Annotated in this window: 9 protein-coding genes and 2 pseudogenes; 4 read left to right on the forward strand and 7 right to left on the reverse strand. The window is 70.4% G+C overall.

Annotation, left to right across the window (positions count from 1 at the left end):
• Window positions 1-55 precede the first annotated feature (55 nt).
• Entirely contained in the window at window positions 56-5,575 is a 5,520-nt protein-coding gene (gene pulA, locus RIN75_RS28415) for a pullulanase-type alpha-1,6-glucosidase (RefSeq protein ID WP_309115096.1), read from the reverse strand.
• 253 nt (window positions 5,576-5,828) lie between these two features.
• Window positions 5,829-6,599 (reverse strand): annotated as a pseudogene (locus tag RIN75_RS28420) (alkaline phosphatase D family protein); the annotation flags it as partial.
• A gap of 74 nt (window positions 6,600-6,673) precedes the next feature.
• On the opposite strand from RIN75_RS28420, the gene RIN75_RS28425 reads away from it, so the two are divergent.
• From RIN75_RS28425 to RIN75_RS28440, 4 genes are read left to right on the forward strand one after another with little or no spacing between them, the layout of a single operon-like run.
• Window positions 6,674-7,174 (forward strand): YbaB/EbfC family nucleoid-associated protein, encoded by a 501-nt coding sequence (locus RIN75_RS28425; RefSeq protein WP_309115097.1) that lies wholly within the window; start codon window positions 6,674-6,676, stop codon window positions 7,172-7,174.
• An 11-nt stretch (window positions 7,175-7,185) separates the two neighbouring features.
• Window positions 7,186-7,488 carry a type VII secretion target gene (locus RIN75_RS28430; protein WP_309115098.1) on the forward strand — a complete coding sequence of 101 codons (303 nt, stop codon included), beginning with the start codon at window positions 7,186-7,188 and terminating at the stop codon, window positions 7,486-7,488.
• Window positions 7,485-8,762 (forward strand): WXG100 family type VII secretion target, encoded by a 1,278-nt coding sequence (locus RIN75_RS28435; protein WP_309115099.1) that lies wholly within the window; start codon window positions 7,485-7,487, stop codon window positions 8,760-8,762. Before RIN75_RS28430 ends, RIN75_RS28435 begins: the two co-directional genes overlap by 4 nt.
• Before the next feature lie 5 nt (window positions 8,763-8,767).
• Window positions 8,768-8,998, forward strand: a complete 231-nt coding sequence (locus RIN75_RS28440) for a hypothetical protein (RefSeq protein ID WP_309115100.1) — start codon at window positions 8,768-8,770, stop codon at window positions 8,996-8,998.
• A gap of 69 nt (window positions 8,999-9,067) precedes the next feature.
• Here the strand turns inward: RIN75_RS28440 and RIN75_RS28445 are convergent.
• From RIN75_RS28445 to RIN75_RS28465, 5 genes and pseudogenes are all read right to left on the reverse strand, one after another.
• Window positions 9,068-9,376, reverse strand: a pseudogene (locus tag RIN75_RS28445) (alkaline phosphatase D family protein); the annotation flags it as partial.
• A gap of 219 nt (window positions 9,377-9,595) precedes the next feature.
• Complete coding sequence (locus RIN75_RS28450) at window positions 9,596-10,435, reverse strand: hypothetical protein (protein WP_309115101.1); 840 nt, start codon at window positions 10,433-10,435, stop codon at window positions 9,596-9,598.
• Window positions 10,432-10,815 (reverse strand): DUF4233 domain-containing protein, encoded by a 384-nt coding sequence (locus tag RIN75_RS28455; protein WP_309115102.1) that lies wholly within the window; start codon window positions 10,813-10,815, stop codon window positions 10,432-10,434. Before RIN75_RS28455 ends, RIN75_RS28450 begins: the two co-directional genes overlap by 4 nt.
• A complete protein-coding gene (locus tag RIN75_RS28460) occupies window positions 10,812-12,170 on the reverse strand; it encodes a folylpolyglutamate synthase/dihydrofolate synthase family protein (RefSeq protein ID WP_309115103.1) in 1,359 nt (452 codons plus the stop codon). The genes RIN75_RS28455 and RIN75_RS28460 overlap by 4 nt, the downstream gene beginning before the upstream one ends.
• Entirely contained in the window at window positions 12,167-14,797 is a 2,631-nt protein-coding gene (locus RIN75_RS28465) for a valine--tRNA ligase (RefSeq protein ID WP_309115104.1), read from the reverse strand. The genes RIN75_RS28460 and RIN75_RS28465 overlap by 4 nt, the downstream gene beginning before the upstream one ends.
• Between the last annotated feature and the right edge of the window lie 124 nt (window positions 14,798-14,921).

Consider the following 14,921-nt stretch of genomic DNA (forward strand, 5'->3'; position numbering starts at 1 on the left):
GCCATGGTGACGAGCGCTACCCGGTCCCGGTCGAGGAGTTCGGCAAGCCGAACCGCTAGCGGGTCAGGACGACCACCGAGCGCGGCGGGATCGAGGTCCCGTTGTCCAGGACCGCCTTGTCGCTGCTCAACGGGTGGTTGGCCCAGGCACCGGGCACCGACACGGTCTTCGTCGTCGGGAACGGGTTGACCACCACGAGGACCGCGTTGAGCGCCGGGTCGACGTCCGGGCCCACCGTGTCGTCGAGCAGCGCCACGACCAGGCCCGGCTCGGCGGCCGGGAACGACAGCTTCTGCTGCACCAGGGCCGCGTCGTTCAGGGTGAACAGCGGCGACGAGCGGCGGATGCGGAGCAACTCCAGGGTGTTGTCGACGCCCTGCCGCATGTCGGCCGTCGAGGGCTTCAGAGCCCCGTTCGACAGCAGCGGAGTGGCGTACGGCCACTTGTCGCGGTTGTCCGCCGCCGGGGGCAGGCCGCGGCCGAAACCGTTGTCGCGCAACGACGGGTCGTACCGGTTGAACCAGTCACCCGAGTCGTAGCTGTTGCGGTCCAACGACTTCGAGCGCAGGAATTCCGCGCCCGCGTGCAGGAACGGCTGGCCCTGGCCGAGCAGCACCGGTGCCAGCGCCACCTTCTGCATCCGCACCCGGTCCGCCATCGACGTCGCCACCGGCAGCTTGTAGGTCTGCGAGTCGAACAGCGTCTCGTTGTCGTGTGCGTCGACATAAGTGATGACGTCGGAGGGCGCGCCCGTGTACCCGGCCGGCGAGCCGTTGTAGGTCACGTCCCGACCGCTGATCACCCCGCCGGACGTGGACTCGAACCGGTAGTCCGCCATGTTCCCGGCCATGCCCAGCTTCACCAGGTCGCTGTAGTTGGCCAGCCGCGCCGCCACGTCGCCGTTCACCGGAGCACCGTTCAGGTCGCCCGCCAAGCCCGACGCGAGACCCTGCGCGCGCGGGTCGGCGTCGAACGGGCCACCGCCGCGCACCGCGTCACGCAGCCGGTCGCTGAACGTGCCGATGCCGGTGCCCGCCAGGTTGGCCTGCGTGGCCTGCTCGAACCGGGCGTTGCCGGCGACCTCGCCGAAGTCCCAGCCCTCGCCGTAGACGCGGATCTTGCGCCCGTCCACGCCGTCCTTCTCCACGGTCAACGCGTCCAGCGCCGCCCGCACGGCCAGGACGTTCGCCTTCGGGTGGTGCCCCATCAGGTCGAACCGGAACCCGTCGACCTTGTACAGCCGCGCCCAGCGGACCACCGAGTCCACGACCAGCTTGCCCATCATCGCGTTCTCGGACGCGGTGTTCGCGCAGCACGTCGAGTTCGCCACGGTGCCGTCGAGGTTGAGCCGGTGGTAGTAGCCGGGCACGACCTTGTCCAGCACGGACGTGGGCGCGTCCCCGTAGGCCGCGGTGTGGTTGTAGACCACGTCCACCACGACCCGGTTGCCGTTGTCGTGCAACGACTTCACCATCTCGCGGTACTGCTTCGACCGGGCCCAGCCGGACTGGGCGTCGTCGGTGGCGTACGAACCCTCGGGCACGTCGTAGTGGAACGGGTCGTAGCCCCAGTTGAAGCCGTCCTTCGCGGCCGTCGCCGCCACGCACTCCTGCTGCGCGGCCGAGTCGGCGGGCAGGGCGGCCAGGTCGCACGCCGGTTCCCGCCGGTCCGAGCGCTTCTCGGGGATGGTCGCGATGTCGAACGTGGGCAGCAGGTGCACGGTGTCCAGCCCGACCGACGCGAGCTGCCGCAGGTGCGTCATCCCGATCGAGTCGCGGTGCGTGAACGCCTTGTACGTGCCCCGCTCGGCCTCGGGCACCGACTGGTCGTTGATCGAGAAGTCCCGGACGTGCAGCTCGGTGATGCCGTGCTCGGTCGGGTCGTCCAGCCCGCGGGCCACGTCCTGCCGCCAGCCCTCGGGCATGGTGCGCGCGTCGGACAGGTCCGCGAACTGCGAGTGCGTCGAGCCGACCGCCAGCGCCACCGAGTACGGGTCGGTGACGACCACGGACTTGCCCGCCACGGTGACCTCGAACTGGTAGTACCGGTCCTTCCACCGCCCGCTGCCCGACCACGAGCCGGACGCGTCGTCGCGCCGCAGGTCCAGCACCCGGGTCGGCTCACCGGTCGGCTGGTCGAACAGCCGCAGCTTCACCGAGGACGCCGTGGGCGCCCACAGCCGCACCGACACCTTGTCCCCGTCGAACACCGGCCCGTAGGCGAGCTTCGCCGCCGCGCCCGCGTACCGGTCGTCCAGCACGCCCGCGATCTGCACGCCCGTCCGGTGCCGCAGACCACCGCCGGAGTCGACGTGCACCGCGGACAGCTTGTCCCGCAACGCCTCGTCCACCCGAGCGCCGTCGAGCACCTTGAACACCGGCTTGCCGCGCAGGTGCGGGAACTTGGCCGGCACCGGCTCACCCGAGGGCGCGAGGCGCAGCACCTTCCCGCCGTACTCCAGCCGGTAGCCGTCGGACGCCACCACCGGCACGTCCCACACCACCAGGTCGCGGGACACCCAGATCGCCTTGGCCTTGGTCAGGTCGTCGTCCACGCCCGGCCCACCGGACGGCGGCAGCACGTAGGACGCCTGCCCGTCCGGCCGCACCGAGCCCGACACGTACCAGACCTCGTGGCCGGTGCCGGACACGTCGAGGAACTGGTCCGGACCGGGGTCCTTGGTGTCGCCGCGGTGGATGATGTTGCTCAACCCGGCCGCACCCGGCGCCAGCGGCACCGACCAGTACACGCCGAACCCGTCCGAGCCGTCCGGCACGCGCGACTGGTTCCACCCCGGGCTCGGCTCCAGCGACCCGGTCCAGTGGTACAGCGTCCAGTCCGCGTAGTCGCCCGCCGGCCGGTGGTAGTGGATCACCGCCCGGTTCTCCAGCGCGGCCCGCGTCGCGTAGACCTTCGGGTCCCCGGACTTCGCCCACGCGTGACCGGAGTTGCGGCCGGACGCCTCCACGGTTCCGTTGCGCACCAACGAGAAGTCGACCGGACCAGTCGCCGGGATGCGCGCCGCTCCCCCGCTGAACGGGACCTCCGAAGTGCCCGCACGCGCCACGAGACCGGTGGTGTCGCCGCTGTAGTGCACGACCGCCTCACCGGTGGCCGCGACCTCGTTCGTGTGGACCGCGGTCTGCCCTTGGCGCAACCACACCTGCGGAGACACGCTCGGGTCCACGAACCGGTCCGCGTCCGTGTCCTTCTCGTCGCCGCGGTGGGCGATGATGCCGACGTTCTTCGCGCCCGGCTTGAGCTTCACCCACGCGAACCGGCCGTACGGGGTCTCGCCCGCGAACGGCAGCGGCTGCTGCCAGGTCGGCCCGTCCACGACGTCGCCCCAGACGTGCAGGCCCCAGCCGTCGTAGTCGCCCGCCGGGCGGTTGTAGTGCACGACCAGCCAGTCCGAGGCGACCGCGCCCGGCGGCTGCACCGGCGGCGCGGCCACCAGCGTCAGGACCGCGCCGTCCGCCCCCAGGGCACCGGCGTTGTCCTTGGCCACCACCCGGATCTCGACCTTCTTGCCCACGGCCGCGCCGGGCAGGGACGCCAGGTCCGCGAACACCCGGTACGGGGCAGCGTCGTCGGTCCCGAGGACGGTCCAGTCGGATTGGCCCTCCACCCGAGCCGCGAACGTGGCCTGCGCGAACGCCGAGGTCACGCCGTCGGCCCGCAGCTCCACCCGGTCGTCCAGCACGGTGCCGGCAGGAGGAACCACCAACGTCGGCGTCGGAACCCGCGCGGGCAGCTTGCCGGAACCCTTCAGCACCACCGCGGCCAGGGGAGGCACGGTGACCCGGACCTTGCCGTCGACCGCCTGGACGGCCGAACCCGCGGAAGGCCACAGCGGCGCGAGAGCGGTGCTGCCGACCGGCACGTCCACGGTCGCCGCGGCGGTGCCCGCGTTGGCCACCACCAGGTGCTCGACGTGCGCCGACCCGACCCGGCTGAACGCGATCACGTCACCGGAGGCGTACCGCAGGGTCTGGTTGCCCTCGCGCCACACCGGGTCGGTGTCCACGAAGGCGGCCAGGTCCCGCAGTTGCCGGTACAGCGGGTGGTCGGTGGCGAAGTTGTCCACCGCGCCCGTCCGGTCGCTGCCCACCAGGTCCTCGGCCGCGTACTCGGGCGTCTTGGACGCGAACATGTCCTGCCGCGCCAGCTTGTCCCCGCCGGAACCCGCGAAGCCCTGCTCGTCGCCGTAGTAGACGACCGGGTTGCCGCGCCACAGGTACATCAGCGCGTTGCCCAGCTCCAGCCGGTCCAGCAGCTCGGACTCGCCGATGCCCGACCGGTTCTGCCGGATCATCCACGCGATGCGGCCCATGTCGTGGTTGCCCAGGAACGTCGGCAGCGAGGACGCGTTGGAGTCGGCGTCGGTGTACCGGTCGTCGTCGACCAGCACCTCACCGAGGCGCTGAGCGCCCCGCCCGGACAGGAACGACGACGCCCCGCTCTGGAACGGGAAGTCCAGCACCGCCTGCATCCGGCCGGTCGTGGAGTACCGCGAGGTGAACGCCGGGTTGGCGTCGAAGACCTCGCCGAACACGAAGAAGTCCTTCTTGCCGCGCGACTCCGCGTACCGCTTCACGTGCGGCGCGAGCGCCTGCCAGAACTCCATGTTGACGTGCTTGACGGTGTCCACGCGGTAGCCGTCGATGCCCAGCACGTCGATCCAGTTGGTGAAGATCCGCTTCATGCCGGCGACGACCTTGGGGTGCTCGGTCATCAGGTCGTCCAGGCCCGCGAAGTCGCCGTACTCGGTGGACTCGCCGCTGAACGTCGAGTTGCCCCGGTTGTGGTAGAGCGACGGGTCGTTGAGCCAGTCCGGGGTCTTCTTGCCGCGCACCACCGGCGTGTAGGGGGCGGTGAGCTTCGGGAAGTCCTTCTGCCCGGCGATCTCGGCGATGTCGACCAGCCGGCCCTCGGCGTCCAGGTACGGCACCGCGCCCGTGGACACGTAGTCGTACTTGCCCTCGGCGTGGTCGATCAGGTCCGCGGTGTGGTTGGCGACGATGTCGAAGAACACCTTCATGCCGCGGCTGTGCGCGTCGCGGATCAGGCGGCGCATGTCGTTGGTGGTGCCGAAGTGCGGGTCGAGCCGGGTGAAGTCGGTGGTCCAGTAGCCGTGGTAGCCGGCGGAGACGTCCGCGCCCTCGCCCTGCACCCAGCGGTTGGCGAACATGGGGGTGAGCCAGATGGCGGTGACACCCATGCCGTCGAGGTAGTCGAGCTTGTCCCGCAGGCCCTTGAGGTCGCCGCCGTGGTAGAAGCCCTTGTCGGCGGGGTCGAACCCGGTCTTGAGCCGGTCCGGGTCACTGGTGCCGCCGCGGTCGTTGCGGGGGTCGCCGTTGGCGAACCGGTCGGGCATCACGAAGTAGAACCGCTCACCCGACAGGTCGGCGCGGACCGCGTCGCGCGCCAGATCCCGGTCACCGTCCCGCACACCGGGTGCGATGTCTTCCACGGAGCCGACGGCGAGCCGTTCGGCGGGTGCGGCGGCGGCCTGGGTGACCGGCAGGACGAGCCCGCCTATCAGCAGGGCGACCAAGCCCAAGCGGCGGCGCATGGGGCGACCTCCTCGTCTTCGGAGCCGCCTCCGGCGGCTCGAGGAGGTCGCCTGAGAGCCGGGTGTCCGACCCTGATGTCACGACGAATCGGGCAAGCCCGGTTGCCGTGACATCAGGGTCGGACACCCGACGCGACCTCCTTGTCGCAAGTTCTTGCAAACCTCGCCCGGCGACAGGACCGGGCGAGGGCTCACAAAACCACGACTGTCTTGCTTCTACAAGGGGCCAGCCGCCGCAAACTCTTGCAAGAACTTACCGGTGCTCGGGCGCGAGCGTCTTCGACCAGAGCGAAACGCCCTTGATGTCCCGCAGGAACACGGTCAGCTCGCCGTCCCGTGACACCTCGACCTCGCCGAAGTGCTGGAAGCCGTCCAGCGGGGTGGTGTTGGCCGCCGGCGGGGCGTTGACGAACACCGCCTCCGGCCCGAACGTCGGGTCCAGCTTGTTCGGCCCGAACGCGCCCGCGTGCGCCGGACCGGACACGAACTCCCAGAACGGGTCGAAGTCGCCGACCGCCGCGCGCTCGGGCGAGTAGTGGTGCGCGGCGGTGTAGTGGACGTCCGCCGTCAGCCACACCGTGTTGCGCACGCGCCGGTTCTTCAGCTCCCGCAGGACCCACGCCAGCTCGTGCTCACGCCCGCCCGGCACGCCCGGCAGGCCGTTGGCGACGCCCTCGATGTCCACGCCGTCCGGCACGGTCAACCCGATCGGCAGGTCGGCGGCGATGATCTTCCAAGTGGCGTGCGAGCGGTCCAGCTCCCGCACCAGCCAGCGCGCCTGCTGCTCGCCCAGCACGTGACCCGGGTCGGTCTTGGACGAGGTGTTGGGGTCCTTGTAGGAGCGCATGTCGAGGACGAAGACGTCGACGTGGCGGCCGAAGGAGAACTTGCGGTAGATCCGCCCGTCCACCGCCTGGCGCGGGTCGATCGGCTGCCACTCGTGGAACGCCTGGAACGCCCGCGCCGCCAGCACGTCCACCCGCTTCTCGGTGTACTGCGGGAGGGTCAGTGTTGATTCAGGGTACGCAGACACTCTGTGATCTCCGGGCAGTCGCGCTCGCTGCACGAGTCGCATCCGGTGGGATATCTCCCGATCGCATGATCACCTCGATGGCATCCGGCTATAACCTTCATATGGCGGAGCCACGTTGGGACGGACTGCTGAGCGGAGACCCGGGGCAGGCCGAGCGCGGCATCGACGACTGGGTCGAAGGGATGCGCAGCCGGGCAGATCGCTTGCAGGCCTTGCGTGACCAGGTGGAACGGATCCGGGTGACGGAGACCAGCGTCAACGGCGCGGTTGTCGTGACCGTCGACTCCACCGGCTCCCCGGTGGACGTCCGGTTCACCGATCGGGCGGCCTCGGTGCGACCGGACGACCTCGGCCCCCTGTTCATGAACACCTTGAACGCCGCTCGCGCGCGGATCGCCGGTGAGGTTCGAGCCGCCACGGAGTCGCAGGTGGGCGACGACCTGCCGGATACCCGCCGGATGGTCGTGGACGCATACCGCGATCGGTTCGGTGACGCTCCACCGCCCGCACCACGGACCCGCAGGCTCGATGACGACGACTTCGGCGACGACTCGTACCTCAGGTGAAGGAGCCGGCAGTGGACGGATACGACGTTCTGCCCGATGAACTGCGTGCGCACGCCGCCAAGCTCGAAGCACTGGCTGAACGGCTGGGTGAGGCGGTGCACGCCGCCCGCACGGTGAGCATGGCCGACGGCGCTTACGGACAGCTGTGCCAGTTCCTGCCCTCGGTCATGCGTGATATCGAAGATCAGGCCAGTGACGCGTTGACGGCCGGCACCAAAGGGATGGCCGACATCGCCACCCAGGTGAAGTACACGGCCGACGAGTACGAGCAGCGCGAGGACGACGCGGCGGTCACGTTCGGGAGCCTGCGGTGACCGGCACCAATCCGCTCATCGCGCCCGTTCAGGACAGCACGCGGTGGTACTCCGGCATCGGGATCGCCGAGTCCGCCGCCGACCTCAAGTCCGGCATCGAGAGCGGCAGCTGGATCGACATCGGCCTGGGTGTCGCGGGTGTCGGACTCGAGGCGCTGAGCATCGTCATCGACCCGTTGGGCTCGCTGCTGTCGGCTGGCGTCTCGTGGCTGATCGAGCACGTCAAGCCGTTGTCCGACGCGTTGGACTGGCTCGCGGGCAACGCCGACCTCGTCGCCTCCCACGCGGCTACGTGGAAGAACGCCGCCAAGGCCGTGGCCGACGTCCGTGACGACTACACGCGCGACGTGGCCAACGACACCGCCGGGTGGCAGGGGCAGGCGGGTGACGCCTACCGGGCCGCCGCCCGGAACACCGCCGAGGTGCTCGGCGGTGCGTCCACCGCCGCCGACGGATTCGGTTCGGCCGTGGAGATGGCGGGCGTCGTGGTCGCCGTCGTGCGCGAGTTCGTGCGGGACCTGATCGCCGATCTGGTCGGACGGTTGATCGCCTGGGCGCTGGAGGTCGCGTTCACCGTCGGTCTGGCCACGCCGGTCGTGGTCGCGCAGGCATCCGCGGCCGTGGCGCGGTGGGGCGCGAAGATCGGCGACATCCTCAAGAAGCTGGTGCGGACGATCAGCAAGCTCGTCCCGCTGCTGCGCAAGCTCGGCGACGTGTTCGGCAAGGTCCGCAAGGTGCTGGACGACCTCAAGACCCCGGCCCGATCGGGTGATGAACTCCCCCGCCCCGGCCAGACCGGCGGCGCACGACCGGTGGACGACGGGTCGTTGCGCGCCTACGACCGCATCGACCGCTGGTCGGAGAACGCGTACCAGTCGATCCGAGGCTCCGACGACATCGACGACGTCGCGGGCCACGTCGCGGACGTGCCCCGGGTCGGGGGCGGCACCGGGTTCACCCGTGCCGAGATCGAGCAGATCAAGAACCACGTGTTCGAGGACCTGCACCCGTTGGAAGGCGTTGACGGGGGCACGGTCATGGCTCGCTTCGACCCGAACCCGGACATGGCGGAGGCGTGGCTGAGGCTGCGCTCGGGCCGGGCGCAGCCATCGGACATCGCCCTGCTCGAACACGAACTCGCCGAGGCGCGATACTGGCAGCAGAACCCGAACGCCTCGTACAAGGACGCTCACGCGGCGGCGAACGAGGTGTCGCGGTGGGAAGCCCAGATCCCACCCGCGTCCAATGAGGACTACAGCAAGCCTTGGAGGTGATCGCGTTGGCGATGCTCGTGTACCTGCACAAAGAGGCCGAGACCGAAGCCGAGGCGCGCTACCGGTTCCACACCGACGGCGGCTCGGACCGGTACCTCGTGCTGGACAAGCGGTCGGAGGTCATCACGCCCGACGACGGCAACCGCGACGGTGTGTTCCGCGCGGCGGCGGGCAAGTTGGCCAGGGCCTGGCTGGACACGAAGGCCGCGCCCGATCGGCTGATCCACCAGAGCTGACCGCGTCGGCGGAGCTTGATCAAAGAGGTAGTGATCGATTGGGTGTTACTGTGCCCCTGGTAAGCAGTAGTCCAGGATCTCGCCCGGGTACCAGTTGTTGACGACCTCGTGGTCGTCCCACTGCACGAACATGGGGACCTGGGAGGCGGACTCGCGGTACTTCGGGTCGAGCAGGTTGTAGGCGAATTGGCCGCGGTACTCGTCCAGCGTCTCCGCGACCTTCAGCTTCTCCGGGGTGACCACGTTGCGCCAGATCCGGCCGTCCGGCAGGGTCACCGTCTCCTTAAGCGGGTTGTCCGCGTACACGGTGTCGCCGCTGTTGACGAAGAAGTCGGGCCGGCGGGCGGCCATGGCCGCGAAGATCGGCATGCCGCCGAGGACGTCACGTCCCCGGACTGCACGCCGTGCGTCAACACCGGCCGCCCGCTCTGCGCCAACGCCACCCCGGGCACGAACACGCCCGCCGCACCGATCGCACCGGCGCGCAGCAGCGTCCGCCGGTTCACTCCACCTTCGCTCATGGCGGGTTTCTAACCGCCGGATACGAATGCCGGGTGAACACGACCCCTACGCCCCCGGAACACCCGATCCCGCCGGTCAGGGCGCTTTGGGCCGCATCTTCCGGGCCCGCGACTCCAGCTCGGCGATGATCGTCCGGGACAGCAGATACCCGCCACTGGCGTCGAACAGGAAGCGCTCGGCGTCCTTCCGCCGGTCGCCCACCAGGTCGTGCGCGAGGAACTCCGGGTCGAAGGCCAGCCCCTCGGCGAACTCGCCCAACCGCTCCCGCATCCGGTCCTCGACGAGCGCCCGAGCGGCCTCCACCCGCTCCCACGCCAGCGCGACCGCCTTGCCGGCTCCCACCCGGTCCTGCGGGGAAGCCAACAACGGCCCCACCACGGCGTGGTCGGCCAGCTTCCGCTCCACCGCCGAAACGCTGTAACCGGGTGGCAGCAGGCGCAATTCCGCGTCCTGCGCCAGTTGCCCGGCCAACTCCGCGATGCGCTCGTCCGGCCACAGCGCCACCCGGGCCAGTTCCTCCGCCGCCCGCCGCAACGCCTCCCGCCAAGGCGCGACCGCGACCCACGTGTGCACCACACCCTGGTGCGCGAACCCGACCCGAACCGACATCACCCGCCCGGCATACCGCTCGGGCTCGTCCGCCAACTCCTCGCCCACGCCGCCGTCGAGGACGCTCCACGGCCCGCCGGCCAGGTGCTCCGGGGTCACCACCTCGACGTCCCGGTACAGCAGAGTGGCCCCGACCCGCACGGCGACGGCGAAGAACTCGTCCACCCCCATGCGATCGGCGGTCACGACCACCTGGGACCGGACGTCGGCGGGCAACGCCGGCAGGCACGGCACCCGCCGCGCCGCGACCAGCGCGTTGACCCGATCGGCCCACGCCCCGACCGCGTCGTCCCCGGGAACGGTCACGACTGCTGGCTGGGCAGCCGGCCCTCGGCCATCCGCTTTGCCACGTCCCGGCGCAACCACAGCAGGTACGCCCACACCAGCGTGAACAACACCCCGATCACGCCCAACGCGGTCATCAGCACCCACGAAGCGATCATCACCACGTGCAGCAAGGCGATGATCCACACCGCCCACGGCCGCTTCAACAGCCCGCAGGTCACGATGAACGCGACGATCAACCCGAGCACCAGGTACCCGGTCCCCGAGGCGACCCCGCCGCCCAGGTTCGCCACCACCGGCAGGGCCAGCGCGACGACGATCGCCTCCAGGATGAGCGTCCCGGCCATGATGCCGCGGAACGACTTCATCGGGTCCTTCTTGGGAGCCGGAGGAGTGGTCATGCCGGTGCCTTCCCGAACAGGGCGCGGGCTTCGCCGGCGGTGACCACCGAGCCCGTCACCACCACGCCCCCACCGGAGACCACGCCGCCGTCGTCGTCCTCCTCGGCCAGCCGCACGGCCTCCTCGATCGCGTCGACCAGGTGGGGCTGCACGACCATGCGGTCCTCGCCGAAGATCGGGATCGCCACGCCGGCCAGCAGGTCCGGGTCCATCGCGCGCGGCGAGGAGTTGGTGGTCAGGACGACCTCGTTCACCACCGGTTCCAGCTCGGTCAGGATGCCCACGGCGTCCTTGTCGTCCATCACGCCAACGACCGCGACCAGCTTGCGGAACCCGAACTCCTCGTCCAGCGCCCGCGCCAGCGCCTTCGCGCCGTGCGGGTTGTGCGCGGCGTCCACGAGCACGGTCGGAGCCGAGCGGACCCGCTCCAACCGGCCCGGAGAGGCCACCGTGGCGAACGCCTCGCGCACCGCCTCGACGTCCAGCTGCCGGTCCGCGCCCGCACCGAAGAACGCTTCCACCGCGGCCAGCGCCAAAGCGGCGTTCGCGGCCTGGTGAGCGCCGTGCAGCGGCAAAAAGATCTCGTCGTAGACGCCACCCAGGCCCTGCAGGCGCAGCATCTGCCCGCCCACCGCGATGTCGCGCTGGAGCACGCCGAACTCCGAACCCTGCCGGGCCACGGTCGCGTCCACCTCGGCCACCCGCCGCAGGAACACGCGTTCGACCACCGGGTCCTGCTCGGCCAGCAAAGCGACCGCGCCGGGCTTGATGATCCCGGCCTTCTCCTCGGCGATGCCCTCCAGCGACGAGCCGAGGTAGTCGGTGTGGTCCAGGCCGACCGGGCACAGCACGGCGATCTTGCCGTCGGCGATGTTCGTGGCGTCCCACCGGCCGCCCATGCCGACCTCGATGACCGCCGCGTCCACGGGGGCGTCCGCGAAGGCCGCGAACGCCATGCCGGTGAGCACCTCGAACTTGCTCATCGGCACCTCGGACCGGCTGTCCACGATCCCGATGTAGGGCTCGACGTCCCGGTACACCTCGACGTAGCGCTCGGGGCTGATCGGCGCGTTGTCCACGTTGATCCGCTCGGTCACCAGCTGGAGGTGCGGGCTGGTGTACCGGCCGGTGCGCAGGCCGACGCGGGTGAGCAGCGCGTCGACCATGCGGGAAGTGGACGTCTTGCCGTTCGTGCCGCCGATGTGGATCACCGGGTAGGACGTCTGCGGGTCGCCGAGGATCTCCGCCAGCGCCTTGATCCGGTCCACGCTCGGGTCGAGCTTGGTCTCCGGCCAGCGCTGGTTCAGCTCCGCCTCGACCTGGCGCAGCTCCTCCAGGGCTTCGGGCGCGGTCACGACTGCGGCAGGGTCTCGAGGCGGGCGTGGATGCGCTCGATCTCGGCGGTGGCCGCGGCCAACCGGCCCTTGATCTTCTCGACCACCTCGGCGGGCGCCTTGTCGGTGAACGCGGGGTTGTTGAGCTTGCCCTCGCACTGGGCCCGCTCCTTCTCCGCCACCGCCAGGTCCTTGGCGAGCCGCTTGCGCTCGGCGGCCACGTCGATCGCGCCGGACAGGTCCAGCTCGACCTTCACCGCGCCCTTGGGCAGGCCGACCTCCAGCGACACCGACACCTGGAAGGCGTCGTCCGGCTCGGTCATCCGGGTCAACGACCGCACCGCCGGGACCTGGTCGGTCAAGTCCACGCAGCACGCGCCGCGCACCTTGCCGGCGACCCTCTGCGCGGGCTTGAGGCCCTGGTCGGAGCGGAACCGGCGGATCTCGGTGACCAGCTTCTTCAGGCCCTCGATCCGCTGCGCCGCGACCTCGTCCCGCTCGCCCCCGCGAGCCTTCGGCCACTCGGCGACGACCAGCGACTCGCCGCCGGTGAGCGTGGTCCACAGCGTCTCGGTGACGAACGGCGTCAACGGGTGCAGCAGGCGCAGCAGCACGTCGAGCACGTGGCCCAGCACCAGGCGGGTGGACTCGGCGCGCGCGCCGCCCTCGGCGAGCTGGACCTTGGCCAGCTCCAGGTACCAGTCGCAGAACTCGTCCCACGTGAAGTGGTAGAGCGCCTCGGCCAGCTTGCCGAACTGGAACTGCTCGAACTGGCCGTCCACATCGGACACCAACTCGTCGAGCAGGTCCAGGACCCAGCGGTCGGCGTCGGTCAGCGCGTCGCGCGCGGGCAGCGGCGCCTCGACGTTGGCCCCGTTGCTCAGCGCGAACCGGGTGGCGTTCCACAGCTTCGTGGTGAAGTTGCGGGACCCGGCCGCCCACTCCTCGGCGATCGCCAGGTCCGAGCCCGGGTTCGCGCCGCGCAGCAGCGTGAACCGGGTGGCGTCGGCGCCGTAGGTGTCCATCCAGTCCAGCGGGTCGATGCCGTTGCCGCGCGACTTCGACATCTTCTTGCCGAACTGGTCGCGGATCAGGCCGTGCAGGAACACGTGGTCGAACGGCTGCTTGCCGTCCATCGCGTACAGGCCGAACATCATCATCCGGACGACCCAGAAGAACAGGATGTCGTAGCCGGTGGACAGCACGCTGGTCGGGTAGAACTTCGCCAGGTCGCTGGTCGGGGTCGGCCAGCCCAGCGTGGAGAACGGCCACAGGCCCGAGGAGAACCACGTGTCCAGCACGTCCTCGTCCTGGACCCAGCCCTCGCCCGGCGGCTCGTCGTCCGGCCCGACGCACATGACCTTGTCGTCGGGGCCGTACCAGACCGGGATGCGGTGGCCCCACCACAGCTGGCGCGAGATGCACCAGTCGTTGAGGTTGTCCACCCAGTCGAAGTATCGCTTGGCCAGCTCCGGCGGGTGGATCGTGGTGCGGCCGTCGCGGACCGCCGCCGCGGCCTCGCGGGCCAGCGGCTCGACCTTGACCCACCACTGCATGGACAGGCGCGGCTCGATGACCGTGTCGCAGCGCGAGCAGTGGCCCACGGCGTGCGTGTACGGGCGCTTCTCGGCCACGATCCGGCCCTGCTCGCGCAGCGCGGCGACCACGGCGGGCCGGGCCTCGAACCGGTCCAGGCCCTCGAACGGGCCGTGCGCGGTGATGTTGCCGCGGCCGTCCATGACGGTCAGCGCGGGCAGGTCGTGGCGCTGGCCGATCTCGAAGTCGTTCGGGTCGTGCGCCGGGGTGACCTTGACCGCGCCGGTGCCGAACTTCGGGTCCACGTGCTCGTCGGCCACGACCGGCACGAACCGGCCGGTCAGCGGCACCTCGACCTCGGTGCCGATCAGGTGCTGGTAGCGCTCGTCGTCCGGGTGCACGGCCACCGCCGTGTCGCCCAGCATGGTCTCGGCGCGGGTGGTGGCGACGACGATCGAGTTCTTGCCCTCGCCGTAGCGGATGGAGACCAGCTCGCCGTCGTCGTCGGAGTGGTCGACCTCGATGTCCGACAGCGCGGTCTGGCAGCGCGGGCACCAGTTGATGATGCGCTCGGCGCGGTAGATCAGGCCGTCGTCGAACAGCTTCTTGAAGATCGTCTGGACGGCCCGGGACAGGCCCTCGTCCATGGTGAAGCGGACGCGGTCCCAGTCGACGCCGTCGCCGAGGCGGCGCATCTGGCCGAGGATCTTGCCGCCGACCTCCTCGCGCCACTGCCAGACCCGCTCCACGAACTTCTCGCGGCCCAGGTCGTGCCGGGACATGCCCTCGCCGGCCAGCGCGCGCTCGACCGCGGTCTGGGTCGCGATGCCCGCGTGGTCGGTGCCGGGCAGCCACAGGACCTCGTAGCCCTGCATGCGGCGGCGGCGGGTGAGGGCGTCCATGACGCTGTGGTTGAGGGCGTGGCCCATGTGCAGGCTGCCGTTCACGTTCGGCGGCGGCAGCACGATGGTGAACGGCGGCTTGTCGCTGGTCGCGTCGGCCTTGAAGTAACCGCGCTCGACCCACCGCTCGTACAGGCCGGCCTCTACCTCGGCCGGGTTCCAGGCCGGCGGGAGTTCGGAGCGCTGCGGGGTGGTGGGCGTTTCAGTCACGAGCGAAGTCTACGGAGGTCCGGGTATCGACTTCGAACCAGATACCTGCTACCGCGCCGGCCCGCGGGCAGCCTCGGCTAACGCGCGATCGCCTTACTCCGATCGAGTGAACGACTTCGATCGG

Origin of the sequence: Saccharothrix sp. (genome assembly GCF_031180885.1) — a bacterium.
In the GTDB taxonomy this organism is placed as follows: Bacteria; Actinomycetota; Actinomycetes; order Mycobacteriales; family Pseudonocardiaceae; genus Actinosynnema.